The organism is Polynucleobacter sp. GWA2_45_21 (genome assembly GCF_001830325.1).
In the GTDB taxonomy this organism is placed as follows: domain Bacteria; phylum Pseudomonadota; class Gammaproteobacteria; order Burkholderiales; family Burkholderiaceae; genus Polynucleobacter.
In genome coordinates, this window is record NZ_MHZG01000002.1 from 23,917 (window position 1) to 50,792 (window position 26,876).

Consider the following 26,876-nt stretch of genomic DNA (forward strand, 5'->3'; position numbering starts at 1 on the left):
AATCTCGCTAGCCCGTTAGCGAGAGAGGGATTTAATTTCCTTTTTTAGTTTTGAGTTGTTTTTTTGCACGGCTTAGTCGAGTCCTTAGGTTATCTACGGTCGCAAAGCCCTCCTCTTTGGCAGTTTTCCCTTTAAAGGAAACCCCTTCGCGAGTAACTTCGATAATGGGGGATATTCCTTTTTCGGATTCCAGTTGTGAAAATAGGTCTTTTAATGAGATATCGGGCTTTATTAAAACAATCTCTTGAATTCTGATTGCAAGGTGGTCGGATCGGGGTTTTTGTGCTCTAGCCTGATTGCGACCACTTTCCCTTTCGATTGCTTTTTCCAGTTGCCTTGGAAGGCTTGACTCTTCTAACATTTTTATGTGATGCAGTCGATCGCCTTGAATAGTATGTGCCACGATTTCTGATGCATGTGTAACTTCTTCGGGATACTTTTCGATAAATCGATTAATTTTTTCGTTTAATTTTTCCCAGTATTTATTATTTCGCTCATTAAGTTGACTAATGGTTTTGGCATTTTTGGGCTTATTCATAGGCGTTTTGCGGTTGATTGCATAAAAGAATTTCTGATAGTTATCAAGATATGGCAAATCATCTAGCAACGCTCATTTTATGAGCCTTTGCTATGGCATAGTAGTACTACTGATTTTTATAGGGATAAATCATGACGATGATCTTATTACTAGTGGCAATCGCTTTTGCGCTACTGGCACTTGTCCGGTTTATTGAATTGGTGATTCATCTTATTTGGCCAAAGCCAACATCATCGACTTTGGAAGGCGATGCCACGGTATATATGCAAATTACCCCAAAGCCGTCAGCAAATAGCGACAAAGCGGAGCTTACTTCAAAATAGTCCCCGCTAGCTCACTTTATGAGCCTTATGTATGCCACAGTAGGGATACATTCTTTCAAGAGGCAAGTGATGTCATCTACTGCAGTAAATAAGAATCTACCCACCCATCAGGCTTATCAGACCCAGCAGGCTCCATGCTCCATCAGTGAAGCACTCGCCAATCTGCGGGTGGGGATTCAAAATGCGGATACAAATCGTGATGAGCGCTGGTGGCTAAAAACAGGATTGGTTGATTTTGATGAAGCTTTTCAAGGTCTGCGTCTGGGCGCTATCACGGTATTAGCTAGCCGACCCTCGATGGGTCGCTCCGCCTTGGCGCTGAATATCGCCGCTAATATGGGAATCTTTCAAAAACGTCCCACGCTTTATTTGAGTTTAGAGATGCCAGTGTGGCAATTAACCCTGCGAATCGCTGCTTTGCTTGCGGAAGTAGAAGTGAGCACCTTACAAGAAGAGAAGCTGACTGTAAATCAGGACCACAAACTGGGTGCGGCCATCGGTAAAGCCCGAAACGCTCCCTTGCATCTGATGCATTACCCCTATATTGATATGGCTTCCTTGTGCCAGCAAGTGAGGGCGTTTGCGCAAGATCATAATCAGCAGGATGCCTTATCACGCTTGTCGCCCTTATCACTTTTGGTGATTGATGATCTGGGCTATGCCGACTTGCAGATGAAGATGAGTGGGGGTGAGCTTACGGCCGCTTATGAGAATGCAATGTACCTGCTTAAAGACTTAGCTGTTGAACTCAATATTGCCATCTTGCTGCTATCCACGGTCAATCCTAGTGCCGAGGAGCGGGAAAACAAACGGCCTGTCTTTACGGATCTGCCCAGCACGGCTTTAGCTCGCATGTCAGATGCCTTGTTATTTTTATATCGCGATGAAGTCTATAGCCCAGAAGGGGAGAATTGCGATCGGGCTGAGTTAATCATGGCCAGTAATTCGTTTGATGTAAGCGGTACGATTTACCTCACTACCAATCTAAAATACGGACGCTTTGGATGCTAACGATGGTGATAGTTAAAGTGACTTGGCAAACTGCACCAGCGCTTTTTTCTGGGAAGCGGTTAGCTGTCCGTAGGTGGCAATTAACTCTGCCAGGGCTTCATCTTCGCAATACAGATAGGCGGTGGGTATGCCCAGCACTTTAGCCAAGGTTTTAGCGGTTTCAAAGCCCGGAGCGTGTTTACCCCTTTCGTATTGGTTGATTCTGGCTGAGGCCGAGAACTCATCAATCCCAGCACGTACCCCTAACTCCATTTGGGAGATATTCAGGCGTTCACGGGCGCTTTTAAGCCGCTTGGCGAGAAGGGAGTTGTCTTTAGCTGGGCTAACCATGCCTAAGATAATCTTAGTTTTTACTCGCTATTACACTAAGACTTCCTTAGTATCAAATTATTGTTAACACCCACGGAGGTATTTATGGAGCAACCATCATCTAATCGCTTTTCTCAATGCAAAGATCTTGAGCATCTGGGGTCATTGGAGTTATTAAGAATTTATGCAGATGTTCTGAATACTTTGAAGGATAAGAAAATTCTGCGCACCACAAATAGCCCAACCGGTGATTATGCGGAGCTGTTAGCGGCCAAATGGTTAGAGAAGCAAGGTTTGGTTAAAAATGCAGAAGAGGCCCTTAATAAAAATTCCCATAAGGGATCAGATGTGATTGATGATGAGGGCACCACTTATCAGGTCAAGGGGCGGCGCATCACTTCCTCAAACCCTTCAAAGCAGCTGGGGGTTGTGAGAAATCTGTTTGAAGATGAGTTTCATTATTTAATCGCGATCATTTTTAACGAAGACTGGAGCGTCAAAGAGGCGGCGTTGGTGCCTATTGTGGCTCTAAAGGCTATACCGGGATCTAAGAAAGATTATGTCAATGGCCATATCTTTCATTTGAACGAAGAATTGCTCAAAGCAAGTGGCGTCAAATTAATTACGGATGATATTAAAGGGGTGCAGCTTAGTCTTAAATAGATTGTGAGCTGACACAGTTCGCATGGATTGCATCGTCAATAATTTTTTAAGCGTGATTACTAGAGAAGGGGGCTTAAATGGCCAACCAGAAATGCCAAGGGTGTGGGGGAGGTATAGGCCTAAATTTTTCATCGCCCTATAAATGTAATAAATGCAGCAAGATTCTTTGCTACAGTTGTTCAAGTAAATCTAATTCCTGTAAATCCAATCCAAAGGGTACTCCAAAATGCGACGGTTACTACCATAAGAGCTCTTAGGTTGTGTAAGTGCTATTAATTTTGATTGACTGGTTTGCTTGTAGGGGTGAAGGTATGTAAAGCTCACAAGATGAGCTTTACAGGTAGACTTATAAAAAATTAATAAATTGAAGAGGTCCTAATGGGTGACATGCAGCGCCTGCATCGTATTACCTATCTCATCCAGGCGAGAGGGTGTGTGCCTATTAAGACTTTCTTGGATGAATTGGAAATCTCCAAAGCCACCTTTAAACGGGATCTGGAGTATTTGCGTAGTCGCCTCAATGCTTCCATTGTGTTTGATCGCTTTCAAGGCGGTTATTGTTTTGAGAATCCTGAAGATATTCAGAAAATAGAATTGCCCGGCTTGTGGTTTACCGAAAAAGAGGCTACCGCTTTAGCGCTAATGCACCACCTGCTCTCTTCCTTGGATAAGGGCGGCCTCATTGGTCCTCATATTGAACCGCTGTCAGTCATCATTGATAACATCCTTGGTCAACATCAGACATCTGCCAAGGAATTGCGCAAACGGATCAAAGTATTACCCATGGCCCAGCGCAAAACCTCAGTGCAAAGTTTCGCTGAGTTAGGTAGCGCCTTACTCAATCGTCAGCGTCTACGCATTACTTATTACGCCAAAGTCAAAAATGAAACTACGCAGCGCGAGATCTCACCCCAGCAACTGATTTATTACCGAGATAACTGGTATGTAGATGCGTACTGTCACTTGCGCGATGAATTACGCAGTTTTGCGGTAGACGGTATTCGTAGTGCAGTGATTCTGGATAAGAAGGCAAAAGAAGTGCCTGAAAAGGAGCTTAAAGATTATTTTGGGCAAAGTTATGGCCTCTTTTCCGGTAAAGCAAATAAACGGGCTAAGTTACGCTTTACTCCTGAGCAGGCCAGATGGGTGTCGACGGAGGTTTGGCACCAGGATCAAGTAGGGTATTTTGATCGGGAAGGGTATTACATATTGGAGTTTAATTACAACCAGGATCCTGAGTTGGTGATGGATATTTTGAAATATGGCTCGGCAGTAGAAGTGCTGGCGCCAGCCAGTTTGCGGAAAAAGGTGATCGAGGAGTTAAGGGATGCAATTAACGGTTCGACTTTTGGTTGCTAGATCCCGTCCTAAAAAGTCTCTTGGAGATGTGCGCACGCAATACCTTGACCATTTAATGGTTGATGGTGCGAATATTGAGAGTGATGACGAGGAGGATGCGAGTTAAAGCTTGAATTACTGTAGAAAGGCGCCTTTAAATGAGAATTGAAGACGCATTAATTGACCCATGCAACCTAGTTAACATCGTTTAGTAAGAGGTTGGGACTCGGTTAAACTAAAAAATATCACTATCAGCGCTAGTAATAGTATTTTGATAATTTAGTTATCTGGGGTTTTAAGCCCAAAATCAAGGGAAATAGATGTCAGAAGAGCAGCGTCGTCAATTACAGCAACAGCTATGGAATATTGCCAATACATTAAGAGGCAAGATGTCTGCAGACGACTTCCGAGATTACATCCTCGGATTCATCTTCTACAAGTACCTATCGGAAAAAATTGCCAACTTTGCCAATGACCAATTAAAGGGTGAGGGGCTGACATTCGAGAAATTAGATGAAAAGTCCGCTGAAGGTAAAGAATACCTAGAAGCGATCGAAGAGGCCTGCAAAGAAGAGCTAGGTTACTACCTTGCGCCTAGTGAAATGTTTGACCATCTGGCGAAAAAAGGAAATGGTGAACTGGGCTCGAACACTTTCATTCTTGGTGATCTAACCAAAGTTCTCAAAAACATTGAACAAAGTACCCTGGGTACCGAGAGTGCTGAAGAGTTTGAACACCTCTTTGATGATATTGACCTCACCTCAGCCAAGCTGGGTAAATCTGAGGATGAGAAAAACGAACTCATTGCCAAGGTATTGGTTCACCTGAACAAAATCAACTTCCAGCTACGTGATGCCACTGCAGATGTATTGGGTGATGCTTATGAGTATCTGATTGGTGAGTTTGCCAGTGGCGCAGGAAAAAAGGCGGGCGAGTTCTATACACCGCAGCCAGTTTCGCAACTTCTTGCTGAGCTGGTAACACTGAATAATCCAAAATTGCGAAATGTATATGACCCAACCTGCGGGTCCGGTTCGTTGTTACTGCGAGTAAAGCGGCAAGCAGAGTTTGTTGGTCATATTTACGGTCAAGAAAGAAATCCAACTACTTACAACTTGGCCCGCATGAACATGATTTTGCATGACGTGCACTTTAGTAAGTTCGATATCAAGAATGAGGACACGCTAGAAAAACCTCAGCATCTAGAAATGAAGTTTGATGCGATTGTGGCAAATCCACCATTTTCAACGCAATGGTCTGCCAATCCGATGTTCATGAGTGATGATCGTTTTAGCTCATACGGCAAGCTAGCCCCAAGCAGCAAAGCTGACCTGGCCTTCGTGCAGCACATGGTTTACCACTTATCAGAAGAAGGCACCATGGCAGTTGTTTTGTCTCACGGCGTTTTATTCCGCGGCGGCGCAGAGGGGCACATTCGGCAATACCTCATTGAAAAGATGAACTGCTTAGATGCGGTTATTGGTTTGCCATCAAATATTTTCTTCGGCACTGGTATTCCAACTTGCATCTTAGTAATGCGTAAGTGCCGCAAGAAGAATGACAACATCTTGTTTATAGATGCCAGTAAGCACTTTGAGAAAGTCAAAACAACCAATGTGATGCGCCTCGAGCACATTACCAAAATTGTTCAGACATATAAAGCGCGTAAAGCAGAAGATAAATACAGTGCCATAGCCACTATTGAGGAAATCAAGGAAAACGACTGGAACCTTAATATTCCAAGGTATGTGGATAGTTTTGAGGCTGAAGAAGAAATTGATTTAAATACTTTGTCTGCTCAACTCAAAGAGCTCGATATAGAGTCATCTAGTGTCGATAAAGAGATAGCAGTGTTTTGCAAAGAGCTTGGAATTAAGCCGCCGTTTGCAATGGGTGGTAGGTGATATGAATACGCCAACATTAAGGTTTAAACCGCAATCCGGAAAATCTTTAAATAATTGGGCAAAGATTTCGCTTGGCGATTACATTGAAGGCCATAAAGGGGGCGCCCCACTTCGTCCATCGGATTTTTTGCTAAAGGGTAACTTTGAGGTTATTCCTAAAAAAGCTATATCTAGCGGCGGGAAGCTCCAGCTTGATGAGGCAAACCCAACATATTGCACCGAATCTTTTTTTCTAGGGAATCAAAGGTCTGTAGTTGATGAAAGTTACCTTATTACTACTTTGCGAGATTTGGTTCCTTCTGGGCCAAGCATTGGTTATATAGTCAAAATTTGTTCAGAAGCTAAATATCTTTTAGCGCAAGGCGTGTATGGAATCAAGATAAAGCCAGGACTTGAAGAGGATTTTCTAATCCAGTATTCAAATACTATTAAATATAGAGAGCTGATGCGAACAATGATGGTTGGAAGCACTCAGGTTCATATACGAAATGGTGACTTCTTTAAATTACAGCTTCATATCCCATCCATTGATGAGCAGCAAAAAATTGCCTCATTCCTCTCCAAGATCGACCAAAAAATCTCCCTTCTAACTAAAAAGCACGAGCTCCTTGTTCAATACAAAAAAGGAGTGATGCAGCAAATCTTTAGCCAAGAAATTCGGTGTAAGGATAAGGAGGGGAAGGATTTTCCGGAGTGGGAAGAGTTATCTCTTTCCGAGTGTGCTCAGATAATAGGTGGAGGGACGCCTGAAACAAGCAACAGCACTTATTGGGGTGGAACCATTCAGTGGTTTACGCCTACCGAGCTAAAGAAAAAATATGTTTCAACAAGCATTAGAAAAATTACAGATTTAGGACTTAGAAATTCATCGGCGAAACTATTGCCTGTAGGAGTGGTTCTATTCTCATCTAGAGCCACAGTTGGGGATGTTGCGATTTCATTAAATGAATGTTGCACTAATCAAGGGTTTCAATCTTTTATTCCTAAATCTGGGAATAGCAATGAATTCCTTTACTACTGGATATCAAATAATAAAAAACTGTTTCTTGAAAAGGCTAGCGGCTCGACCTTTCTCGAGATAAGCAAAAAAGAGATTGAAAAAATATCGGTTCAAATTCCATCAATAGAAGAGCAAGAGAAAATCGCGATTTTTTTGTCTGGTGTTGATAAGAAGATTGAATTCATTCAATCCCAGCTAGAGCTAACCAAACAATACAAGCGGGGCCTCTTACAACAGATGTTTATCTAATATGGTCATTCAATCTGAAGCCGCGCTAGAAGAGGCGCTCATCAAGCAACTGCAGTCAATGGAGTACACCCGTGTCGAGATTCTCGATGAATCTGCCATGCTGGCTAATCTAAAGCGTCAGCTTGAAATCCATAACGAGAACACTCACCACATTCCCAGCCTGCGATTTAGCGATAAGGAATATGAGCAAATCCTCAATAAGCTCAATACCGGCAACGTCTTTGATCGCTCTCAAATTCTTCGAGATAAGTTTGCCTTAAAGCGTGATAACGGCGATGTTATTTGGATCACTTTTCTAAACCATGTTGACTGGTGTCAAAACGAGTTCCAGGTCACCAATCAAGTATCTGTAGAGGGTAAGCGCAAGAATCGCTATGACGTCACGATCCTGATTAATGGCTTGCCCTTAGTGCAGATTGAGCTAAAACGTCGCGGGATGGATCTCAAGGTCGCCTTTGACCAGATCATTCGATATAAGCATGAATCTTATGATGCAGGCTATGGCTTGTTTCAGTATGTCCAGCTCTTTGTCATTAGCAATGGAGTCAATACTAAGTATTTCTCTAACAATAAGAGCATTAAAGAGTTCACCTTTAAGCAGACCTTCTTCTGGTCAACTAAAGAAAACAAGCGCATCTCAGACTTACATGAATTCAGTGCTGAATTCTTAAAGCCTTGCCATATCGCAAAGATGATTTCTCGCTATATGGTACTGACCGTGGATAAGTTGATGCTGGTCATGCGTCCTTATCAATACTATGCAGTTGAAGCCTTGCTAGAGAAAGTTAAAACCAGTAAGTCCAATGCCTACATTTGGCACACCACGGGCTCAGGCAAGACGCTAACCTCTTTTAAAACCAGTCAAATTGTCTCAGAACTGCCCGAGGTGGATAAGGTCATCTTTGTCGTGGATAGAAAAGACCTGGACTATCAAACCGAGAGGGAGTTCAACCATTTTGAGGAAGGCTCAGTTGATAGCGCTCCCAATACTTCTGAATTAGTTAAAAAGCTCAATGACCCAAGCTCAAAGATTGTTTTAACCACCATCCAGAAGCTCAATAACGCTATCACTCGTGATAGGCACTCCATCAAGATGGATGGCCTAAAGGATAAGCGGATCATCTTCATCTTTGATGAGTGCCACCGTAGTCAATTTGGTGAGAATCATAAAAATATCAAGCAGTTCTTTAATCACTGCCAAATGTTTGGCTTTACCGGAACGCCGATTCTGGAGGAGAACGCCTCCACTCAGGGTGGTCGCAAACAGACGACTGCCGACCTGTTCGGCACTTGTTTGCATAAATACCTGATTGTCGATGCGATTCGCGATGAGAACGTGTTGCGCTTCTCGGTGGAGTATGTGGGGCGCTATAAGAAAAAGGAGTCTGGCAGTCACTTGGATATCGATGTGGAATCGATTGATACCAAGGAGCTGATGGAGGCCGATGACCGTCTCAGTAAGATCACTGACTACATCATTGAGCATCATCGTCAAAAGACTAAGCATCCCGACTTTACGGCCATGTTCTGCGTGGATAGCGTTAGCTCACTTATCAGGTATTACGACTTATTTAAGAAGAAGATTGCTGAGACTGGATCAGATTTAAAAATAGCCACCATCTTTAGCTATCAACAAAATGAAGCCAATCCAGAGGCCGATGGCACAGGAGCCATTCCCGAAGAGGATGGGGTAGAGCCCGAAAAGACTGCCTATAGCCGTGATAAGTTAGATCAGTACATTAATGACTACAACGAGATGTTTGGCACGAAGTTCTCGACTAAAGATAGCCAGGACTATTACAACTACTACAAGGATATTGCCAAGCGCACCAAAGAGGGCAAGATTGACATTCTGTTGGTGGTCAATATGTTCCTAACGGGCTTTGATAGCAAGTTACTTAATACCTTGTATGTAGACAAGAATCTGAAGTATCACGGTTTGATTCAGGCGTTCTCGCGTACCAACCGCATCCTTAATGAAAAGAAATCTCAAGGCAACATCGTTTGCTTTCGAAATCTCAAGGCAAAGACGGATGAGGCGATTACCTTGTTCTCTAATAAGGACGCTAAAGAAACAGTTCTGCTAGAGCCCTATGAGAATTATGTTGAAAAATACAACCAGGCAGTTGAGCTCCTTCTCCAGTTAACGCCATCCGTATCCTCGGTGGATGACCTGCCCGATGAAAAAGCTCAGCTTGAGTTTGTGACCCGTTTTAGAGAGCTACTTAAACTGAAGAACGTGCTCACCACCTTTACCGACTATCAAGAGGGCGATCTGGCGCTTTCTGAGCAAAAATTTGAAGATTACAAGTCCAAGTACCTGGATATCTACGACCGCGTCAAGCATGAGAATGCCAAAGAGAAAGATTCCATTCTGAATGACGTGGACTTTGAAATTGTCCTGATTCATCGTGATCAAATTAATGTTGCGTACATCATCCTGTTGTTAACCGAATGGTTAAAAAATGGTGGCAAGGGCAAAAAGGGCGAGGGAATCAAAAAGCAGATTGATGACTACTTGTCTGGCGAGATTCAATTGCGCTCTAAGAGGGCCCTTATTGAGCAATTTATTGAGGAAAGTCTTAGTGGCCTATCTCCTGATGGAGTTGCGGAAGAGTTTGATGTGTTTTGGGCCAAGAAGAAGAAAGCAGCCTTTGATGCGTTATGTCAGTCCGAGAAGATTGATGGAAAGAAACTTCAAGCCCTGCTAGAGAGTTATGAATTTACAAATCAAGCCCCAAGGTCTGAGGAGTTAATTGAGGTGCTGGAGCAGAAGCCGAAAATTTTAGAGCGCAAATCAACCCTTAATAGAGTCGGGGATGCAATTGCCAAGTTTATAGATACCTTTATAGAGGGCATGGGATGATCAAGCTGGACACCCCAAGGGCTCTGCAAAGTACATGACTGCCAGCCACTAAGATTATTTAGTGGTAAATTGGCAAAGCAAGATCTGATAAAAATTATCAAAGTAATTGGTGCGGCTTTGTTGTAAATAGAATGCTTTTAAATAGCCCCGGAGGCATACAAATTAGTCGAGATACCTTGTTTAGATTAATGGCCAATTAACCATTCAGTCGCGTTTCAATTTGCTCCGCCAAATTCTCAATCTTAGCAACGACGGCAGTTCCGTATTTATTAACTTTCTCTTTGACAATCGGCGCCATGTACGAATCAGTACGAAATATATCGACATAAGGGGCGTACATCGCGTGAAGACTATCCGCCCAATCACTTTTCTTTGGCTGCCGAGTAGATTGACCGATTGAATTCCAAGTTGAGGAATGGAGCACCCTAATACAGGTTGCAAACCCCGGAGCCAGTCTATCCACATCTGCCGATGTATGACCTTGTAGAGAAATGTTGGATGGCTGGGATGCAAGCCGCTTTGCAAGGGCAACGACCAATTCATCCTGCTGGTTTAACCACCATAACGTATCTATAGCAGGAAACAGCGGGGATATATTTAACTCAGATCCGGACTCCCTTAATTTTTCAACCTCTCCTTTAAGGATTGAAATATTTTTGGAGGTTTGCTGAATCACTTCAAGCATGCTGTCAGAGGAGCCTCGAACCCAGTCAGTGAAGGGCGATAATTTGTCGGAATGATTGTAAAACCATCGAATCATCCAACTCGGATCACGCAAGCTAGCTAGAAATGCTTCTTGAGCTTGGGCGCGAGTAGCTTTCCCTGTCACGTACTTCCCGAGAACTAGAGCATCTTGTTCTCGCATCGGATACTGCTGAAGAATTTCGGCCAAGGCAATTTCCTGCTTTGCGAGTATCTCGTTCATGGCATTCGTCGGCTGCCCATTCTTGAAAAACTGTTTTTTGAGTTTTCTTCTTGTCTCTCGATTAAGGCCATGCTGCTTTGCGGCCACATCAAGCTCTCGAATACCTTCGAGCCAAGACGCTGGTGAAATGACACCCGTCATTTCTGGAAACCAATCGCCGGAATAAGAGTAAACGACCAGCGAGGCAGTTTCTGGTACGCGAAGACTTAAATTTTGCAGCTCCATCTGAAGGATGCGGTCAAAAGAGATCAGAGCCTGTGTCTTACATAACCTAACCAATAACTCAGATCTTCTTACCGAGGCGTCAATACCCTGATTCTCTAATGGCGCCATTTCGCTCAGAAGAGTCCCGGAATACCAAAATTCGACAGCACCCGAATCAGCCCATCTAATTAGCCGCTCCCTCAATTCGTCCAATTGCGGGGTGCAGCATTTTTCATCAGAAAGTATTGAATAATCGGCGCTGTCGAGAAATACCCGAATGGGTCGCCGCTCCTCATCATCAAATTTGAGGCTTGGTAAAGCATTGGTTAAATCTTGTGGGGGTATGTTCAACATGTTAGCAGTTGAGTCATCCTAGTCACTAGGAGCTCGTGACAAAGTAGTCTTGCTTTTTCTCATCCCATTGCAATTTTATGCCTTTAATAGCAGAAGAATCATTACCAAACATATAAAATAACTCCAAAAGGTCTTCGATCTGCATTTGGTAGGCCCACTTATGACGCTGGTAATCTGAAAATACAAGCATCGAAACAAATGCACGCCCTTCCGACAAAGTCTGCATCCAGTAGTAGTGGATGAGTTGATTGCAAATTTCAAGCGCCGAGAGGGTTATAGGTTCGGGATGCTCCATATTAAACCGCTCATGAAGGCAACCTGAACCCATGACTGTAAACGGGTGGTCGCTGATTTTCTTGTAACGCAAGACCGACATGCTACTGCTGCGTACTTGATCGTTGACCTTGGGACGCTCCAGAAGTGAGCGAACCTGAAAGGCAACAAGCATCAACTTTCGTTCGAAAAGGACTTGCTGCTTCTCCGACCACCTCCGATACACCCGGTGGTTCTTCAGCCAAGCGAGGTCGCTTCTCAACTCGGTGCGCCAGTAGTGGGACTCAATCATCTTTCAACGATTAACAGCGTTTATACGGGCGCAAAGGTTCATATAACAATTGATATTGGTGACGCTGGATTTTTTGCCTTAACCCCATGATTGTCAGTCTCTTGGAATATTGCTTGTCAGTATAGCAACTTCAATATACCGAAGAACTGCCGCAGGGCATTGCGTGCTTTTGAATAAGTATCCAAGTGTCCGCCTATAGACGATTGTATGCGTTGAGAATTACCGTAAAAAACGGCCGCATGTTTTACGTGGTCACGAGGGTCCAGCACTTCAGACAAGTGTTCAAAAGGGGGCTAATGGTAAGTTAAGAGTGCGGCGTATTTCTAGCAAAATGGATCAGGTTCGCTATGATGCTAATTGGTTGGCAAAAGTAATAGAGTCGAATGATACGGCGCTGGAATTTTTGGGGTCGTAAAATTGCAACTGAAATTGAAAACTTGATTTTTGAAATTGAGGGGCGTCAGGGGACTCCAGTGTCGTCCGATGAAATGCTAATGTTAGAAAAAATGGGTAACTTAGGCTTGCCCATTCCTGGCGGTGTATCTACTCCACCATCAGTGATGTTGATGATTACTCAATATAGGAGAAGCGTAGAGGTTAAAGCGTGGGTTTTAAAGCAGGCTGCTGGCATATGTGAATGTTGTCTAAATGCCGCTCCATTTAGTAGGGCGGATGGATTTGCCTATCTTGAGGTGCACCATGTTAGAAAGTTAACTGATGGCGGGTCTGATACCGTTTCAAATACCGTGGCGGTATGCCCAAACTGCCATCGAGAGCTCCATTATGGGCTGGATTCAGCGAATTTAATTGAAAGGCTTTATCAAAGACTTTCCCGTTTAAAGCTAGAGTAAGTTCCAATCCACTTTTTTGTTCTGGAATCTGACGGCTAATCAATGAGTTGCTAGAGCGGTAGACTTCCTCGATATGCTTGATAGACCAAAGGTTCTGAGTTTATGCAAGCCTCAAGTACGGTAATGCAATGATCTAGTAATAGCCTAGATCTTTCTGGATCAAACCAATGACCATTGAATTTACCCCCATGAAATAGGTTATTGCGTATTCGACGAATGTAAACCAAAAGATTTTCCGCTTTGGAATTGTGTGCGGGGGTTGAGACTTCCCATTGAATAATTCCATCTTTGATTATTTGCTTCTTCGGCGGCGAGTTAAGCAAAAAGTTAATTGCAGTGGATAGTTTGGGGTCTTCTGTATTAGCAATTAGTTCTTCAATAGCAATGGCGAATTTTGACCAATCTGCTTGCGCTGGTCCATCACCCTTATTGTATCCAGCTGCTTTTAATGCATATTCTGCGCGAGCGAATGTACAAAATAATTCTCCAGCTAGTCGATTAATATGCGAGGAAGGAGGCATCTTTGAATTTAATGTGGTTTACGTCTAAGGGTTTGTTGAATTTTGTGTGCCGTCTGAAGCTTCGATAGCATCTTCCAACCTTCTAAACAAGTGAGAAAGAATGCTTAATGCATCCAAGCAATCTTTTTCGTTAAATAGGTTTGAATCTCTTAGGTCTACGATTTCCTCGTGGGAAATTGGGTTGCGGGCGCCCATAATAATTCCCATGGATAAAAATTTTTGACCCTCCTCAATTGCAGTTATTGTTGCGTCGCTGAAATTTGATCCATTTGGTTTTCGATATTTTTTTGTAACGCTGAGAGGTTTATTTTCTCCAAACGCATTACCCATAAATGTAGAGTCGTTGGGTTGGGTAGATTGAGAGTTTGCGCGGGTAATAGTAATATATCTCTTAACGGCCTCTATGAATGCCCTGTAGTAATCTTGATTTTTATAATCATCTTTAGATGCATCTTGAACGTCAGTATGTAAGTGTCGCCAGTGGTACTGCGGATATTCTGGCACTAATTTGTGCACCATTCTAATGATGTTTGCTTGAGATTCGGTGGGCGCTTCCGATTCTGTAATCATGCTATCTACAATAACTTGTACATCCGATTTAATTTGGTCTGGGAGCGTGCTGTACCATTTTTCCGTGTTGATGTTTGTAGTGGTTTCAACAGTTTTTCTATTGGCCTCATTTCTTTTTATTCTCCACTCTGCAATTACTTTTCTAACTGCTGCAGATAAAAAACTATGTAACCTGGACGCAACAGGAAGGTCCCAATTCAAAGATTGCCTATTTGTTGAAATGGCATCTTCATCAAGGTTATCAATGAAATCAATATTGAGCCACCCGGTAAGGTAGGAAAATACGTGGCTAGACTCAGGGATGCCAAAAAATTCAGCCGCATTAACAAGGCGGCCATTGGCAAACAGAGTAATGCCCCTTAGGCCGGGTCTGAGGGGTTTTTCGGTAGAAATTATTTCACCTGCTATTTCGGTTTTATATGCATACTCAGGATCTACTATGTCGGAGAAACTGGGGAAATCCCACGTAAATTGCGCATCAATGTTTTTGAATCTTAGTGTGTTGCTAATTTCTATTGGTTCGTCATCATTGTGACTAATAAAGCACCTAAATTCGCTACTAAAGAAATTAAATAACTTGGATAGGCTAATGGCTAGATTTTCTTTTTCAAAAGCACTTTCTCTTCTGAGCTTTTTTAAGGCAATAGTGGTGCCCTTTTCCGCTTTATTTGATTGCTGCCTCTCAAAATGAGGGCTGTATTCTGCGTTATGTGTATTCTTTAACTCATCCCAGTCCAATGTGAATTTAATTTTATCCCCTGAATTTTCTTTGGTAGTTGAGACTTCAATTAAGTCTCCGATGCCAAATAAAGCTAATTTACCAAGCCCTTTTTTTCCAGTAGCTTTTCGCCCTTTAGAGGTTAAATTTTCATTGTCTTTTCGACGATTTCTGCCAATTCGTAAAAATTTTTGATTAATTTCATCAAAATCCATTCCCATGCCATCGTCGATAACCTCGATACTTTTTTCTAGATCGTCATCATGGAGTTTGATCTGAACCGTGCTGGCGTCTGCATCGTAGGCATTGGCGATTAATTCTGCAATCGCATTAGGTATTTGCGAATACATTTTTATCCCCAAATGTTCAATGGTATTGGGGTCAAAGCTCATCCTGAGGGTGGAGTCACTCATTTGGTCTCTTATTGGGAATGAAGTTGATAACTTTTGATATGGGATGCGATATTTTTTGATTGGAAATAGCTAAATTTGGGGGGAAGTGCATTTCCTATAAGCAGGGCAAGGGAGTGCTTGGGTATATCTATAGGAAATTTATAAGTTTTTGGAAAGGATTGGAGAAGTGCAGCTTCTCTAGGAGTAATGACTCTATTTTGTTCTGGATGGAGAAACCTTCCCTTCGATGGATTAAGGCAGCCCCCCGTTATTGTCGTTGAATAATCATCCCAGCGCAGTCGTCCATATACATCGTTAAATCCAACACCATCTTTTTTGTGACAATTTAAGACGTACTCCTTGGGCAAGTCCTTCCAGCTCCCGCCATTTTTGGGGGTTAACTTTATTCTTCTAGTAACGCCTTCGGTATGTTTTGCTACTATTTTTTGCAATGGGTCCGTCGCCAGTTCTGGCGGTAAGAGGCTAAAAATTGCATCACGGACAGTTATTTTTTTGGTTTCTGGTGTTGGCATAGCGATTGCGCCAAGTAATGAACCTAACATAACAAGCCTACGTCGTCTTTGTGGTACGCCATATTCTTTTACATCTAGAATTTCTATTTCTATGTGATAGCCAAGAAGTTTTAGCTTTTTAACAATCTCCTTGAAGAGATAGTAGTCTTTTAAAGCCGGGACATTTTCCATCATGATGGTGATGGGTTTTAATATCTCCACCATTCGAAAGTATTCTAAAACTAGATTATTTCTGTCATCCTTAACGTTTTGTTTTTTATTTAATCTTCTTACTGAAGAAAAGCCTTGGCAGGGAGGGCAACCAGCAAGCAAATGCAGTGGCTCATTTCCCAAAAGTTTTTTTATTTCTTTGGCGCCTATATCTCGAATATCTTTTTGAATTACATGGGTGTTTGGGTGATTAAGCTTATATGCTCTTGCTGCGATTGGTTCAAGTTCAATCGCAACTTTAGTTTGAAAGCCTGCATCATGCATTCCCTGAGAAAGCCCTCCGCATCCCGAAAATAAGTCGATTGCGTTTAGTTTTATTGCGGTGCTGCGTTTTGCCATTCAAAATTTCTCCTTGCTACCGAGGAGTTTATATCCTCTTAGTGGGAAATTGCCTTAAATTATTAATAATATTTCAAAAATATATTCGAACAGCATCAGAAGTTCTTGTATTCCTAGATTAGACTAATTTGAGGTTTAAGTTTTAAGGGGCTTCCGATGCTCTGAAATTTAGCTTTACTATTTTACTAATAATCATAAATATGACATTCTTCAACATTGAGGGGTAATTTATTGAAACTAAAAAATAGATTTAATCTTATATTTATAATAAGTATTATGGAAGGTTGGCTTTGAATTCCGTGATGCATTAAATAATTGTTATGTTGAGGTAATTTAAACTACCGTGACCCTTCGTTTGCAGCTGGAACAGATGACCGAAGCTATGCCATTGAGTCAGCATTCTCATCAAATTGAGGTGCTAAGAACTGAATTTGGGCATACCATCAACATTGTCGACAGTGAAATCCCTGTTGACACTTATACATGTGCGGTGCACTCATTTGGATTGATTGATGACCCCACTTATGTTGGCGTCGCTAGCCATGGACTTGGCAATACTTTTGCTGGCGCAGATTTTATTTATTTCTTGTTGAGTCAAAATCTTATTTTGGAGACTTCACCCGAGTCAGTTGCTGCTAATGATTTTATTTTTTATTTTGATGGCGATAAATTTATGCATGTCGGCAAAATCTTGGGAGGTGGCCGAATTCTCTCGAAATGGGGGTCTGGTCTTCTTTACGACCACTCAATATGGGAAGTTCCGTCTGGCTATGGTCAGACAATTCGTTGTTTTGAAGGGTTGGACTCCGATCGGGGTGTTGACTTGTTTATTACGTATGCTGAGTCCAGGGGATTTCAGTTCCATGCATGATTGGGCTTTTAAGGGTGGGGAGTGATGCGTCTATTTCATGGCTCTAGGGTGGCGCTGGAGTTTAAGGAGTACAGGGCCTTAAACCTCACTAGCTACTATCCCGATGTTGTGACAGCGCTTGAAAAAGGCCGCCCCATTATTAAGCCATCAAGATCACTCTGTCTATTTGCCGCTGATTCTGCCGCATGGGCAACTAGATTTATGTATGGACAGGGAGTAAATTCTTCCTTGATTTATGAGGTGGAAATGGAAGTTTTTCACCGAGCACCATTTGGAATTGTGCATGAAATAAATTCTCGACTTAAGGTGGAGGGGTCAATTGATAATCTGGTTGCTGAATATTGGGATCCCAAAGCCAATTGGTCTTTTTACGAGTATTTTGGGCCATCATTTCGAGTAATTTCTCAAGTTCAGGCAGCTGATTCTTTGAATGAATTGACAGTCTGTACGCTAAGCTATGGCAGGGATACTGAGCTTTCTAAATCTTTTTAGCCTCACGACAATTCCCTGTTATTCCCTGTTCCAAAATCGTGGATTTGGTCAGATGGCTATATATTTAGGGGGTTGGCCGTCTATTTTTGGAAAAATGAGGCCCATTTTTACCAAAATACCCTGTTAATTTCCCTGTTAGCAGGGTGTGATGCAGAGACAATGTGAGCGGTGACTGCACCCACCGCCAAGTCAATAGGTATTAGCTGGGTTTGTAGAGATGCAACACCCTTATTACCAAGGCTATCCCACAAGGCAGCCACAGCATCTATGTCAGATTAGGGTTTGATCTTACATGGCTTACAGTCTAAATTCCCGATATCAATGCGCTAAGTAATTTTGCAAAACGAGGCTTTAATTTGTTGATAGTGATTAAATTCCAGAAAGTAATTCACCAATAATTATGAAAACATCGGCATCATAATTGCTGATAGAGCGAACTGCCAGATCGATACTGGTTTCTTAATTGCCACCACCCCAATTAGTGCTGATTTTCCAGAATGTGCTTTCCCCTCGCTTAATTCGGCTTCATAGCTTTTTAAGACTTCAATTTTTGTATTCTTAAGCAAACTCTTTATAACTCGTTCTGTGTACAAATTTTCAATCTGACTTGGTCCACCAGTTTTATATTCCAATTGCTTGGGTGTGTAACCCTGCAGGATTAAGACACCGCCCGGCTTTAATGCTAGCAGCATATCTTTAAATAATCGTGAGCGTTCTTTGGGGTTTGAGAATTGAATGAATATCGCAATGATTGCATCGTAATCGCCCGCCTCCCAATTAATTGACTCACAATCAGACACAACGTAATTGACCTCTACATTTTTACTGCTCGCAAACTTTTTTGCTTTCTCAATTGCAATATCAGAAAAGTCAAACGCATCAACTTGGTGATTCTGTTGGGCTAGCCAAGTAGAGTTTCTACCTTCGCCATCTGCAATACACAAAATGCGGGCATTTTCTTTGAGGTACTTTGGGGCCATCTCTTGTAAAAATGTGTTTGCTTCAGTTCCGAATAGAAAGTCTTCGCTATTAAAGCGGTTATCCCACATTTTTTTAGCTTCTAAATGCTTCATCTGATTTCCTTCAGTCTTCTGAGTTTGTTTTTTTGGATCAATTAAGGTGTGCATTTACCATTGCAAGATCCCGCTCTGAGATTTCACCCGTAAGCGCAGCTAGGCGTAATCGGTTAAGCAGGTAGCTCACCTTTTCCATATAAAGCGCATAGTCATTGGCAATGAGGTCACTTTCAGCTCCCAAAAGTTCCATCGTTGTGCGAGAGCCATTGGCATACCCTGCCCGAGTAGAACTTAACCTTGCTTCGCCAGTCTTTTGGGCGCTTGATAATGCTGTCAGCTTATCCTTTGCACTATTGAGTGAATACCAAACTGATCTTAAGGTTCTCTCTAGATTCTGCTCAGACTTGTTGTACTCGGCTTTAGTTTTTTCAACCAAGAGCAATGACTCCTCTTGCTTAGCCGTGCGGTAGCCGCCGGTATATAAAGGGATTGAAAGCTGTAATCCAACGAGATAATTATTGGTTGCTGTATTACTAGCGGGGCCAAAATTGCCAGACCCACTTAAACTATCTTTAGAGGACTGTGCAACCGCATCCAACTTAGGTGAGGCTGCTGCACCATACTTTTCAGCCTCTTCTTTCGCAGCTTTTTCTTGCGTTGAAAGCATTTGCAGTTGGATATTCTGGGACTTAAGCTTTCCTACATGAGTTTCGAGGTTTGGAAGTGATAGTTTCGCAACATTTAAGTTGATTTTTGATTTCTCAATATTGACTACGCCCCCGAATAAGTCCTGTAAGGCAAGTTTTTTAACTGCAAGATTATTGCTGGCATCTAGAGCACGTACTTTTACGGTATCCAACCTCTCATTAGCTTCTTGCATATCAGTTTGGCTGGCATCGCCAAGCCTAAAGCGCTTCTCAATTTGTTGGCGAGTATTGTTAATTGCTGCTTCTTGTTTTTTGACCAATCTCACAGCCTCTTCGGCACTAAGAACATCGAAATAGCGCTCAGCAACCAATAAAATCAGATTTTGGTTGGCTACTTGAGCTCCAAGATTAGAGGCATCGGCTGAGAGATTAAGCTGTCGGCTTTGGGCGAGGCGCTCGCGGTTATAAATTGATTGGGTAGCGCCGACGGTATATCGGTTAACGAAACCATTATTGACTGAGGTATTGAAATTAGCCCCATTAAAAGTGCCCATGCCTGGTGCATAGAATTGCGCGCCAGTAGTTGAGGTGTTGTAGCTCATGCTGCCAGTGAGGGCGGTTAAGTTGACGCTTGGAAGCCATAAGGAAGCTCCCTGATCGCGTCTCTTCTCTCCAGCCATCTGCTCATAGCGACTGGCAATGAATTCTGGGTCTCTATTTTGGGCTTCATGCCATACCTCCATTAAGCTTGTTGCCATAGCTGGATTGGACGAAATGGCTAGCAACGCCATCGCAGCTGCTGCAAATGGTTTTATATTGAGAAGTTTCATTGGTAACCTTTGAGTTTATGCGCCAGCTTTAGCGCCCAACTTGCGAACAATTGTTTCCATAAGGCACCAGCGAGTTAAACCACTTTGAAAAATATTGGCGCCAACAAAAGCGGTAAAGGCTAAGAACCATTCATTTACAAACCATGGACTTCCAGGAGCGCCAAGCGCTACTGAGATGAAAATAAAAATGCCTGCAATGATGCGAACAATTTGCCAAGAAGTCATGATGAATTCCTTAAATTAATTAATGGGTTGATTGGAGAATTTTGTCTACTCGATGTGCATAAGCTGAGTAATAGAGTAGGGGAATCACTACTAAGGTGAGTACAGTGGATACCAGGATTCCAAAAATTAATGAGATTGCAAGGCCATTAAAAATCGGATCATCCAATATAAAGAATGCCCCCAGCATTGCCGCTAACCCCGTAAGTGCAATAGGTTGGGCTCGCGTGATGGCAGCATCCACCACGGCATCCTTAAAAGCAATTCCTTGGCGAACCTGGAGGTTAATAAAGTCAACTAGCAGTATTGAGTTACGCACAATGATGCCAGCCAGTGCAATCATGCCAATCATGGATGTTGCTGTAAATTGCGCGCCGAGCAGAGCATGCCCAGGCATTACCCCAATAATCGTGAGGGGAATCGGCGCCATGATCACGAGTGGTGTGAGATAGGAGCCAAAGTGCGCTACAACTAGTAGATAAATGAGTATTAAGCCAACCGCATAAGCGGCGCCCATATCACGGAAGGTCTCATAAGTAACTTGCCATTCACCATCCCACTTGATGGCATAGCTTTGGTAGGGGTCACTTGGAGCAGTGGTAAAGAATTCTTCCACTTCTTTGCCGTTTGGATCTTTAATTTCCTTGGTCAGTGATCTAGCCTTAAATAAGCCATACAACGGACTATCCACTTTTCCAGCAGTGTCTCCAATAACATAGCTTACCGGCAAAAGATCCTTGCGATAGATGATTTGCTCTCGGTCTGCGTCTACGATAGATACTAATTGGCTAAGAGGCACTGCGTCCCGCTGTGAGTTTCTGACAGTCAATTTCAGCAACTCTTTTAATGAGTCCTGTTTATTTTCTGGGAGTCTGATTTCAGTAGGTGCAGGATATTTTGATTCGTCATGTACATAAGCAACGTTTTCTCCAGCAAGTCCAGCCCTTAAGGTTGTCACAATTGCTTGTTGAGAAACGCCCATTAAGCTTGCCTTGCGACGATCAACTAACAGGAACTGCTTTGGTGATTTTGCGATGCTGCTGTCATCAATGTCGACAACTCCATCGGTTCTCTCAAGAGCTGATCTTACTGATTTACTCACACTCAGTCTGCCCTCTGGGGTAGGGCCGTAGATCTCAGCAACGATTGGTGAAAGAACTGGGGGGCCTGGAGGTACCTCTACCACCTTGACATTGGCGTTATATTTTTTTGCAATCTCTTGCAATGCAGGGCGAATACGGCTTGCAATAAGATGACTTTGATCTGAGCGATGGTGCTTATCTACGAGGTTAACTTGAATATCGCCTAATGCTGGACTTTGTCTAAAGTAGTACTGGCGTACCAAGCCATTAAAGTTTATCGGGGCGGAAGTGCCTGCATAAATCTGGTAGCTACTTACTTCAGGAGATTTAGATAAGGCTACACCCATTTCCCTCAAAACCTCTGAGGTCTTTTCCACCCTAGTGCCTGGGGGCATATCCAAGATCACTTGAAATTCTGATTTGTTATCAAATGGCAACATCTTTAATACTACTAAGCCTGTCATTGGTAGTGAGAGTGAAATCAAGATTGCTCCGATCACACCACCTGCGAGTAGCTTCCTATTTCTTTTTCCAGATTGATCGCTGAGCAGGGGATCAAATATTTTCTTAAACTTTGGGCTGATCCACAGAGCGAGATTAAAGTGTGCCTTTTGAGTGCCTGAATGTTGAGCAAGCCAAATTCTTGCCATCCAAGGTGTCACCATGAAGGCAATGGCAAGTGATAGCAGCATGCCCATGCTGGAGTTAATAGGAATAGGGCTCATGTAGGGACCCATCAGACCGGTAATAAAGGCCATGGGCAGGAGTGCAGCAATCACGGTAAGTGTTGCCAAAATGGTGGGCCCACCAACTTCATCTACTGCGCCAGGAATAATTTCTTTTAGGCTTTTATTGGGGAATAGTAGTTGATGCCGATGAATATTTTCAACCACCACAATGGCATCATCCACCAAAATTCCAATTGAAAATATCAAGGCAAATAGGGAGACTCTGTTGATAGTAAATCCCCAAGCCCAGGAGGCGAATAATGTGGCGGCCAAGGTAAGCACAACCGCCGATCCAACAATCATCGCCTCTCTTCGACCTAATGCAAAGAAAATCAGAGCTACTACTGACAATGTCGCAAAGATGAGTTTCTGGATGAGTTTGCTAGCTTTTTCATTAGCAGTTTCACCATAATTACGCGAGACTGCTATCTCAATATCTTTGGGTATTAGGGTGGACCTTAGGGATTGCAATTGGCTGAGCACTTGATTGGAAACATCGACGGCATTCTCACCGGGTTTCTTAGTGACTGAAATCGTGACTGCTGGATGATCTTCAGTGCCTTTATCAGCCACGTCCGTATGCCAAACTAAGCGTCGATTTTGTATCGGCCCCTCAACAACTGCAGCCACATCCTTGACGTAAACGGGGTTGCCTTGGCGAACCCCTAAGGCAATATTCTCCACATCTTTTAGGTTTCTTAGAAAGGGGCCAGTTTCAATGGCAACAGCTCCTTGTTCCGTGAGAAGATCGCCGACTGGCATGCCTAGATTTGCAGTTTCTAGCGCCATTCTGAGTTCTGGAATGGTGACACCCTTGAGAGCCATTATCTCAGGGCTGACCTCAATGCGGATTGCCCGCTTTGGGCCTCCAATGGTGGTGATTTCTCGCGTCCCCTTTACTCGCTTCAAATCAATTTCAATTTGATTGGCTACTTTTTCCAACTCATAGGATGTGATTGAAGGATTTTTTGAAAATAGCGTCAGTGACAGTATTGGAACGTCGTCAATTCCCTTGGGCTTAATGATGGCGGGCATGACCCCGAGATTTTTAGGCAACCAATCTGAATTGGCTGCTACGGTATCGTGTAGCCTTACCAGGGCTTCTGTTCTCGGGACACCAACCTTGAATTGAACAGTGATTACTGAAAGACCTGTTTGAGACATCGACATAACATGTTCGATGCCGGCAATCTGCGAGAGTACTTGCTCGGCTGGAATCGAGATCATCTCCTCTACGTTTTTAGCGCTTGCACCGGGAAAGGGGATGATGACATTAGCCATCGTCACATTAATTTGAGGCTCCTCTTCACGCGGAGTCACGATGATGGCAAATAAACCTAAAAGCAAAGCAAGAATAGCTAACAAGGGTGTAATTTGCGCCACTTGAAAGAAGGCCGCTATTCGACCTGAAATCCCTAGTTTTTTATCCATGACTCCGCACTCGTTTATTTAATTTACTTTATTATATAATATAATAAAGTAAAGTGAAGATGTGTCTAATTTGGATCTAAAAAATCAATGAAAACTCTTCTCCAATTATTTTCATGGGCTCTAAAAATGCCTGAAATAAGGGGCTGTTAATTCCCAGAAGACCTCCTCTATGATGAGACTGTAATTTATGGTTCGAGCCATTGGGTGACGGCGAATAAAAAATTGGCATCGCACTATTTGAGGCTGTTCTGGTTGGTGATATCTATATGTTTAACCCCAAAAGGGTTGGCAGGCTTGTTGATCCTTGCTTCTGCCACCTCTACGCCAAGTCAATGTGTGCCAAAAAGCTTTGTAGTAATGCAACAGCCTTGTTACCAAAGCCATCCAACGGGATGGCTTTTTCTTAACTATCCATTTCCCAGCAGACTAAACATGGGGGTTGATTTGCGCTCGCCCCTCAGTCAAATTAGCAATGGAGTTTAGTTCCACCTGGCCTAATTTAATTCCCAACCTAGGCATAAATGGCTTCAAGCCCTTCTACCGCCTCTAAGGATTGCTGAATCAGTTCCTGAGGTATATCCCGGCACTTTATAAGTGCATTTAATGCAATGATTGCTTGTTTTGCAGCCATTCCACATCCTGTTTGCTGGTAATTCAGCACCATTGCAAGGGCGCCAAAGGTCAGTTGATTCGAATTCATGGGGTTCTCCATCTTTAGTTGAGAATGATTATTAAATAATAATGATTCTCATTATGATGTAGAATTCATAAAAATCAACATAAATATTGATGCGAATCAAATTAGGGGCTGGTGTATGAATGCAAAAAAAATGGTATCAAGTGGCATGTGCATATGGAGCATAGCTGCTGGTTATGTGCTGGCAGCGGAGCCTGTTAAAGAGTTGAACCTGTATTCAGCACGGCACTATCAAACGGATGAGGCGCTATATAGCGACTTCACCAAAAAGACTGGGATCAAAATCAATCGTATTGAAGCGGATGATAACGGCATTCTGGAGCGTATAAAGAGTGAAGGTGACAAGAGCCAAGCAGATGTGATCTTGCTAGTCGATGCTGCTCGCCTATGGCGTGCCCAAATGCACAATTTCTTTGCCCCCACAAAATCAAAGTATCTAGATGAGCGAATCCCAGCAAACCTCAGGGCTAATAACGAGGCGGGTGGGGTACCGTGGTACGGATTTTCTACGCGAGCACGTGTGATTGTCTATAACAAAGCAACGGTCAAAAAAGGGGATGTTGATACCTATGAAAAACTTGCTGATCCAGTAAATAAAGGACGAGTTTGCACACGGTCAGGCGCACATCCTTATATGCTTTCATTGGTTGGGGCGTTAATTGAGCGTGATGGTTTGGCCGCAACTGAGGTGTGGGCTAAGGGCATGGTAGCCAATATGGCCAGAAGCCCAAGGGGTGGTGATACAGATCAAATTAAAGCTGTAGCTTCAGGTGAGTGCGGAGTTGCATTGACTAACTCCTATTATTTTGCTCGCATGATGCAATCCGATAAGCCTGATGACATGACGGCGATATCAAAAGTTGGCTTTGTTTGGCCCAACCAAAATGCAGGTGGAGTGCATATCAATATCTCTGGTGGTGGGATGGGTCGCAATGCGCCCCATCCTAAAGAAGCGCTGCAATTTTTGGAATACTTAGCCAGCGATTCGGCTCAAGAATATTTCTCAAATGGTAACAATGAGTGGCCAGCGGTCCCTACGGTCAAAGTAGAAAATTCCGCACTTAAATCATTGGGTAACTTCCAGTCTGAAAAAGTATCAGTTTCTGCGATTGGTAAGAATCAAATCCCTGCGCAGAAACTCTTGGATCAGGTTGGATACAAGTAAAAATTGACATGTTTTTATCGTTAGACCAAATTACTTATAGGAAGGCCGGGCTTTGGGTGGCGGCGATGCATGTCGCTCTACCTTTGGGCTTGATATTGCTAGCGTTGAATTTTCCGCGAAAGGCCGAGCCCGTCATGATGATGGCTCAAATTATTGATCGTGAGTCCGTGGCAATTACACCATCAGTTCATGTGCGACCAGTCAAGGATAAGCAGGTCGAGAAGGATAAGGTCGTTAAGGATAGTGAGCTTGCTAAAGAGCGGTCACCAGAAAGTAAGCAAGATGGTGCTTTGGCATCAGCACCAGTCTCAATGCCTAATTCAGAGGCATCTGAGCTAAATAATCCAAAGCCACCATATCCGGCCATTAGTCGCAAATTACGTGAGCAGGGGTTAGTGCTCCTCAAGGCATGTATTAGTACTGGCGGAACATTAGATAGTCTTGAAATTCGCCAAGGGTCGGGCTATCCAAGGTTAGATCAAGTCGCATTACAAACCGTAAAGCAGTGGAAATTTATCCCGGCAAAAAAGGGTAGTACACCAATTCCAATGTGTTACGAATTACCAATTAAATTTACTTTGGAGTAGTCATATGAATTCAAGCATGAATCTTTTCCACCTATGGATAGAGGGCGGTTTTGTTATCCAGCTAACAGCCATCATTTTGCTGGGCATGTCTATTGCATCTTGGACGGTCATGATCGTCAAAGGCGGCATGATTTACAAGTCCAAGCAGCAAGCCAAGCAATTACATGATTTTTGGCATAGCCCAGATCTCAATAATGCTTTAGAGACTCTCGAGTCTAGCGATCAAAAGATAAATCCTTTTAAGGAGCTTGCCCTCGAAGGTCAGAACGCTATGCGTCACCATCGCAATACAGAGAAGCATCTTCATGATTCTTTGGATTTAAATGATTGGATTACAAGTAGCTTAAGAAATGCCATTGATGATGCGAAGGAAAAATTTGGATCTGGTCTGATTGTTCTTGCTTCTATTGGCTCAACAGCTCCGTTTGTAGGCTTATTTGGTACTGTGTGGGGGATTTATCAGGCTTTGATCACTATTAGTGATAGTGGCATGACCAGTATTGATAAAGTTGCAGGTCCGGTTGGTGAGGCCTTGGTAATGACTGCTTTTGGCTTAGCGGTGGCTATTCCTGCAGTACTTGGTTACAACGCCTTGCTACGTGGCAATCAATTCATCATCAGCAAGCTGAATCGTTTTGCTTACGATTTACGCGCTTTTTACGTCATGGGCGGTCGATTCAATAGATCTGGCAATGACAAAGCGTTTGCTGAATAACTTCCTGGAG

Annotated in this window: 26 protein-coding genes; 14 read left to right on the forward strand and 12 right to left on the reverse strand. The window is 43.0% G+C overall.

The features are described from left to right. Positions 1-31: 31 nt before the first annotated feature. Complete coding sequence (locus A2X74_RS03925) at positions 32-538, reverse strand: hypothetical protein (RefSeq protein ID WP_293624745.1); 507 nt, start codon at positions 536-538, stop codon at positions 32-34. 131 nt (positions 539-669) lie between these two features. Between A2X74_RS03925 and A2X74_RS03930 the strand changes: the two genes are divergently transcribed. Together A2X74_RS03930 and A2X74_RS03935 are read left to right on the forward strand one after the other, a co-directional pair. Further along, a complete protein-coding gene (locus A2X74_RS03930) occupies positions 670-861 on the forward strand; it encodes a hypothetical protein (RefSeq protein WP_216229284.1) in 192 nt (63 codons plus the stop codon). A gap of 69 nt (positions 862-930) precedes the next feature. Beyond that, a complete protein-coding gene (locus tag A2X74_RS03935) occupies positions 931-1,872 on the forward strand; it encodes a DnaB-like helicase C-terminal domain-containing protein (protein WP_293624743.1) in 942 nt (313 codons plus the stop codon). 12 nt (positions 1,873-1,884) lie between these two features. Here A2X74_RS03935 and A2X74_RS03940 read toward each other — a convergent pair whose 3' ends face one another. Continuing rightward, the gene (locus tag A2X74_RS03940; RefSeq protein ID WP_293624741.1) at positions 1,885-2,202 is read right to left on the reverse strand and encodes a helix-turn-helix transcriptional regulator; all 318 of its coding nucleotides are present in this window, start codon (positions 2,200-2,202) and stop codon (positions 1,885-1,887) included. An 84-nt stretch (positions 2,203-2,286) separates the two neighbouring features. On the opposite strand from A2X74_RS03940, the gene A2X74_RS03945 reads away from it, so the two are divergent. The 6 genes from A2X74_RS03945 (at position 2,287) to A2X74_RS03970 (ending at position 10,201) form a co-directional block, all read left to right on the forward strand. Further along, positions 2,287-2,844, forward strand: a complete 558-nt coding sequence (locus A2X74_RS03945) for a hypothetical protein (protein WP_293624740.1) — start codon at positions 2,287-2,289, stop codon at positions 2,842-2,844. A gap of 378 nt (positions 2,845-3,222) precedes the next feature. Then, the gene (locus A2X74_RS03950) at positions 3,223-4,203 is read left to right on the forward strand and encodes a WYL domain-containing protein (RefSeq protein ID WP_216229288.1); all 981 of its coding nucleotides are present in this window, start codon (positions 3,223-3,225) and stop codon (positions 4,201-4,203) included. Then, entirely contained in the window at positions 4,172-4,309 is a 138-nt protein-coding gene (locus A2X74_RS03955; protein WP_216229289.1) for a hypothetical protein, read from the forward strand. Before A2X74_RS03950 ends, A2X74_RS03955 begins: the two co-directional genes overlap by 32 nt. 193 nt (positions 4,310-4,502) lie before the next feature. Next, on the forward strand, positions 4,503-6,086 hold the full coding sequence (locus A2X74_RS03960; protein ID WP_216229290.1) for a type I restriction-modification system subunit M: 1,584 nt from the start codon (positions 4,503-4,505) through the stop codon (positions 6,084-6,086). Further along, a complete protein-coding gene (locus A2X74_RS03965) occupies positions 6,049-7,335 on the forward strand; it encodes a restriction endonuclease subunit S (protein WP_216229291.1) in 1,287 nt (428 codons plus the stop codon). Before A2X74_RS03960 ends, A2X74_RS03965 begins: the two co-directional genes overlap by 38 nt. Before the next feature lies 1 nt (position 7,336). Continuing rightward, on the forward strand, positions 7,337-10,201 hold the full coding sequence (locus A2X74_RS03970; protein ID WP_216229292.1) for a type I restriction endonuclease subunit R: 2,865 nt from the start codon (positions 7,337-7,339) through the stop codon (positions 10,199-10,201). 196 nt (positions 10,202-10,397) lie between these two features. Here the strand turns inward: A2X74_RS03970 and A2X74_RS03975 are convergent, their stop codons facing one another. Both A2X74_RS03975 and A2X74_RS03980 read right to left on the reverse strand, forming a co-directional pair. After that, complete coding sequence (locus A2X74_RS03975; protein ID WP_216229293.1) at positions 10,398-11,684, reverse strand: hypothetical protein; 1,287 nt, start codon at positions 11,682-11,684, stop codon at positions 10,398-10,400. A gap of 25 nt (positions 11,685-11,709) precedes the next feature. After that, entirely contained in the window at positions 11,710-12,132 is a 423-nt protein-coding gene (locus A2X74_RS03980) for a hypothetical protein (RefSeq protein ID WP_293624730.1), read from the reverse strand. A 500-nt stretch (positions 12,133-12,632) separates the two neighbouring features. On the opposite strand from A2X74_RS03980, the gene A2X74_RS03985 reads away from it, so the two are divergent. Further along, complete coding sequence (locus A2X74_RS03985) at positions 12,633-13,100, forward strand: HNH endonuclease signature motif containing protein (protein ID WP_216229295.1); 468 nt, start codon at positions 12,633-12,635, stop codon at positions 13,098-13,100. 50 nt (positions 13,101-13,150) lie between these two features. Here the strand turns inward: A2X74_RS03985 and A2X74_RS03990 are convergent, their stop codons facing one another. The 3 genes from A2X74_RS03990 to A2X74_RS04000 are packed head-to-tail and all read right to left on the reverse strand — an operon-like array spanning position 13,151 to position 16,383. After that, positions 13,151-13,621, reverse strand: a complete 471-nt coding sequence (locus A2X74_RS03990; protein WP_293624726.1) for a hypothetical protein — start codon at positions 13,619-13,621, stop codon at positions 13,151-13,153. 24 nt (positions 13,622-13,645) lie between these two features. Further along, entirely contained in the window at positions 13,646-15,322 is a 1,677-nt protein-coding gene (locus A2X74_RS03995; RefSeq protein ID WP_216229297.1) for a TIGR02391 family protein, read from the reverse strand. Positions 15,323-15,330: 8 nt separating this feature from the next. Continuing rightward, on the reverse strand, positions 15,331-16,383 hold the full coding sequence (locus A2X74_RS04000; protein ID WP_216229298.1) for a DNA cytosine methyltransferase: 1,053 nt from the start codon (positions 16,381-16,383) through the stop codon (positions 15,331-15,333). 343 nt (positions 16,384-16,726) lie between these two features. Here A2X74_RS04000 and A2X74_RS04005 point away from each other — a divergent pair, with 343 nt between their 5' ends. Together A2X74_RS04005 and A2X74_RS04010 are read left to right on the forward strand one after the other, a co-directional pair. Beyond that, a complete protein-coding gene (locus A2X74_RS04005) occupies positions 16,727-17,254 on the forward strand; it encodes a hypothetical protein (protein WP_216229299.1) in 528 nt (175 codons plus the stop codon). A gap of 24 nt (positions 17,255-17,278) precedes the next feature. Then, positions 17,279-17,746: a hypothetical protein gene (locus A2X74_RS04010; RefSeq protein WP_216229300.1), complete on the forward strand. Its 468-nt coding sequence runs from the start codon at positions 17,279-17,281 to the stop codon at positions 17,744-17,746. A gap of 398 nt (positions 17,747-18,144) precedes the next feature. On the opposite strand, the gene A2X74_RS04015 is transcribed toward A2X74_RS04010, so the two are convergent. The 5 genes from A2X74_RS04015 to A2X74_RS04035 form a co-directional block, all read right to left on the reverse strand. Beyond that, positions 18,145-18,819, reverse strand: coding sequence for a class I SAM-dependent methyltransferase (locus tag A2X74_RS04015; protein ID WP_293624713.1), 675 nt, complete (start codon positions 18,817-18,819; stop codon positions 18,145-18,147). A gap of 37 nt (positions 18,820-18,856) precedes the next feature. After that, complete coding sequence (locus A2X74_RS04020) at positions 18,857-20,239, reverse strand: TolC family protein (protein WP_293624711.1); 1,383 nt, start codon at positions 20,237-20,239, stop codon at positions 18,857-18,859. Positions 20,240-20,254: 15 nt separating this feature from the next. Continuing rightward, entirely contained in the window at positions 20,255-20,464 is a 210-nt protein-coding gene (locus tag A2X74_RS04025) for a DUF2892 domain-containing protein (protein ID WP_293624709.1), read from the reverse strand. A 19-nt stretch (positions 20,465-20,483) separates the two neighbouring features. Beyond that, positions 20,484-23,702 (reverse strand): efflux RND transporter permease subunit, encoded by a 3,219-nt coding sequence (locus tag A2X74_RS04030; protein ID WP_293624707.1) that lies wholly within the window; start codon positions 23,700-23,702, stop codon positions 20,484-20,486. 511 nt (positions 23,703-24,213) lie between these two features. Beyond that, positions 24,214-24,402: a hypothetical protein gene (locus A2X74_RS04035; protein WP_293624705.1), complete on the reverse strand. Its 189-nt coding sequence runs from the start codon at positions 24,400-24,402 to the stop codon at positions 24,214-24,216. 145 nt (positions 24,403-24,547) lie between these two features. On the opposite strand from A2X74_RS04035, the gene A2X74_RS04040 reads away from it, so the two are divergent. The 3 genes from A2X74_RS04040 to A2X74_RS04050 are packed head-to-tail and all read left to right on the forward strand — an operon-like array spanning position 24,548 to position 26,866. Then, entirely contained in the window at positions 24,548-25,564 is a 1,017-nt protein-coding gene (locus tag A2X74_RS04040; protein ID WP_293624801.1) for an extracellular solute-binding protein, read from the forward strand. A gap of 8 nt (positions 25,565-25,572) precedes the next feature. Further along, the gene (locus tag A2X74_RS04045) at positions 25,573-26,151 is read left to right on the forward strand and encodes an energy transducer TonB (protein WP_293624703.1); all 579 of its coding nucleotides are present in this window, start codon (positions 25,573-25,575) and stop codon (positions 26,149-26,151) included. 4 nt (positions 26,152-26,155) lie between these two features. Then, positions 26,156-26,866, forward strand: a complete 711-nt coding sequence (locus A2X74_RS04050) for a MotA/TolQ/ExbB proton channel family protein (RefSeq protein ID WP_293624701.1) — start codon at positions 26,156-26,158, stop codon at positions 26,864-26,866. The last annotated feature ends 10 nt before the right edge of the window (positions 26,867-26,876 follow it).

Coding starts and splice junctions, on each gene's coding strand:
- A2X74_RS03925 (WP_293624745.1), bottom strand. CDS start 538: ATGAATAAGCCCAAAAATGCCAAAACCATTAGTCAACTTAATGAGCGA.
- A2X74_RS03930 (WP_216229284.1), top strand. CDS start 670: ATGACGATGATCTTATTACTAGTGGCAATCGCTTTTGCGCTACTGGCA.
- A2X74_RS03935 (WP_293624743.1), top strand. CDS start 931: ATGTCATCTACTGCAGTAAATAAGAATCTACCCACCCATCAGGCTTAT.
- A2X74_RS03940 (WP_293624741.1), bottom strand. CDS start 2,202: ATGGTTAGCCCAGCTAAAGACAACTCCCTTCTCGCCAAGCGGCTTAAA.
- A2X74_RS03945 (WP_293624740.1), top strand. CDS start 2,287: ATGGAGCAACCATCATCTAATCGCTTTTCTCAATGCAAAGATCTTGAG.
- A2X74_RS03950 (WP_216229288.1), top strand. CDS start 3,223: ATGGGTGACATGCAGCGCCTGCATCGTATTACCTATCTCATCCAGGCG.
- A2X74_RS03955 (WP_216229289.1), top strand. CDS start 4,172: ATGCAATTAACGGTTCGACTTTTGGTTGCTAGATCCCGTCCTAAAAAG.
- A2X74_RS03960 (WP_216229290.1), top strand. CDS start 4,503: ATGTCAGAAGAGCAGCGTCGTCAATTACAGCAACAGCTATGGAATATT.
- A2X74_RS03970 (WP_216229292.1), top strand. CDS start 7,337: ATGGTCATTCAATCTGAAGCCGCGCTAGAAGAGGCGCTCATCAAGCAA.
- A2X74_RS03975 (WP_216229293.1), bottom strand. CDS start 11,684: ATGTTGAACATACCCCCACAAGATTTAACCAATGCTTTACCAAGCCTC.
- A2X74_RS03980 (WP_293624730.1), bottom strand. CDS start 12,132: ATGCTTGTTGCCTTTCAGGTTCGCTCACTTCTGGAGCGTCCCAAGGTC.
- A2X74_RS03985 (WP_216229295.1), top strand. CDS start 12,633: ATGATACGGCGCTGGAATTTTTGGGGTCGTAAAATTGCAACTGAAATT.
- A2X74_RS03990 (WP_293624726.1), bottom strand. CDS start 13,621: ATGCCTCCTTCCTCGCATATTAATCGACTAGCTGGAGAATTATTTTGT.
- A2X74_RS03995 (WP_216229297.1), bottom strand. CDS start 15,322: ATGAGTGACTCCACCCTCAGGATGAGCTTTGACCCCAATACCATTGAA.
- A2X74_RS04000 (WP_216229298.1), bottom strand. CDS start 16,383: ATGGCAAAACGCAGCACCGCAATAAAACTAAACGCAATCGACTTATTT.
- A2X74_RS04010 (WP_216229300.1), top strand. CDS start 17,279: ATGCGTCTATTTCATGGCTCTAGGGTGGCGCTGGAGTTTAAGGAGTAC.
- A2X74_RS04015 (WP_293624713.1), bottom strand. CDS start 18,819: ATGAAGCATTTAGAAGCTAAAAAAATGTGGGATAACCGCTTTAATAGC.
- A2X74_RS04020 (WP_293624711.1), bottom strand. CDS start 20,239: ATGAAACTTCTCAATATAAAACCATTTGCAGCAGCTGCGATGGCGTTG.
- A2X74_RS04025 (WP_293624709.1), bottom strand. CDS start 20,464: ATGACTTCTTGGCAAATTGTTCGCATCATTGCAGGCATTTTTATTTTC.
- A2X74_RS04030 (WP_293624707.1), bottom strand. CDS start 23,702: ATGGATAAAAAACTAGGGATTTCAGGTCGAATAGCGGCCTTCTTTCAA.
- A2X74_RS04035 (WP_293624705.1), bottom strand. CDS start 24,402: ATGAATTCGAATCAACTGACCTTTGGCGCCCTTGCAATGGTGCTGAAT.
- A2X74_RS04040 (WP_293624801.1), top strand. CDS start 24,548: ATGTGCATATGGAGCATAGCTGCTGGTTATGTGCTGGCAGCGGAGCCT.
- A2X74_RS04045 (WP_293624703.1), top strand. CDS start 25,573: ATGTTTTTATCGTTAGACCAAATTACTTATAGGAAGGCCGGGCTTTGG.
- A2X74_RS04050 (WP_293624701.1), top strand. CDS start 26,156: ATGAATTCAAGCATGAATCTTTTCCACCTATGGATAGAGGGCGGTTTT.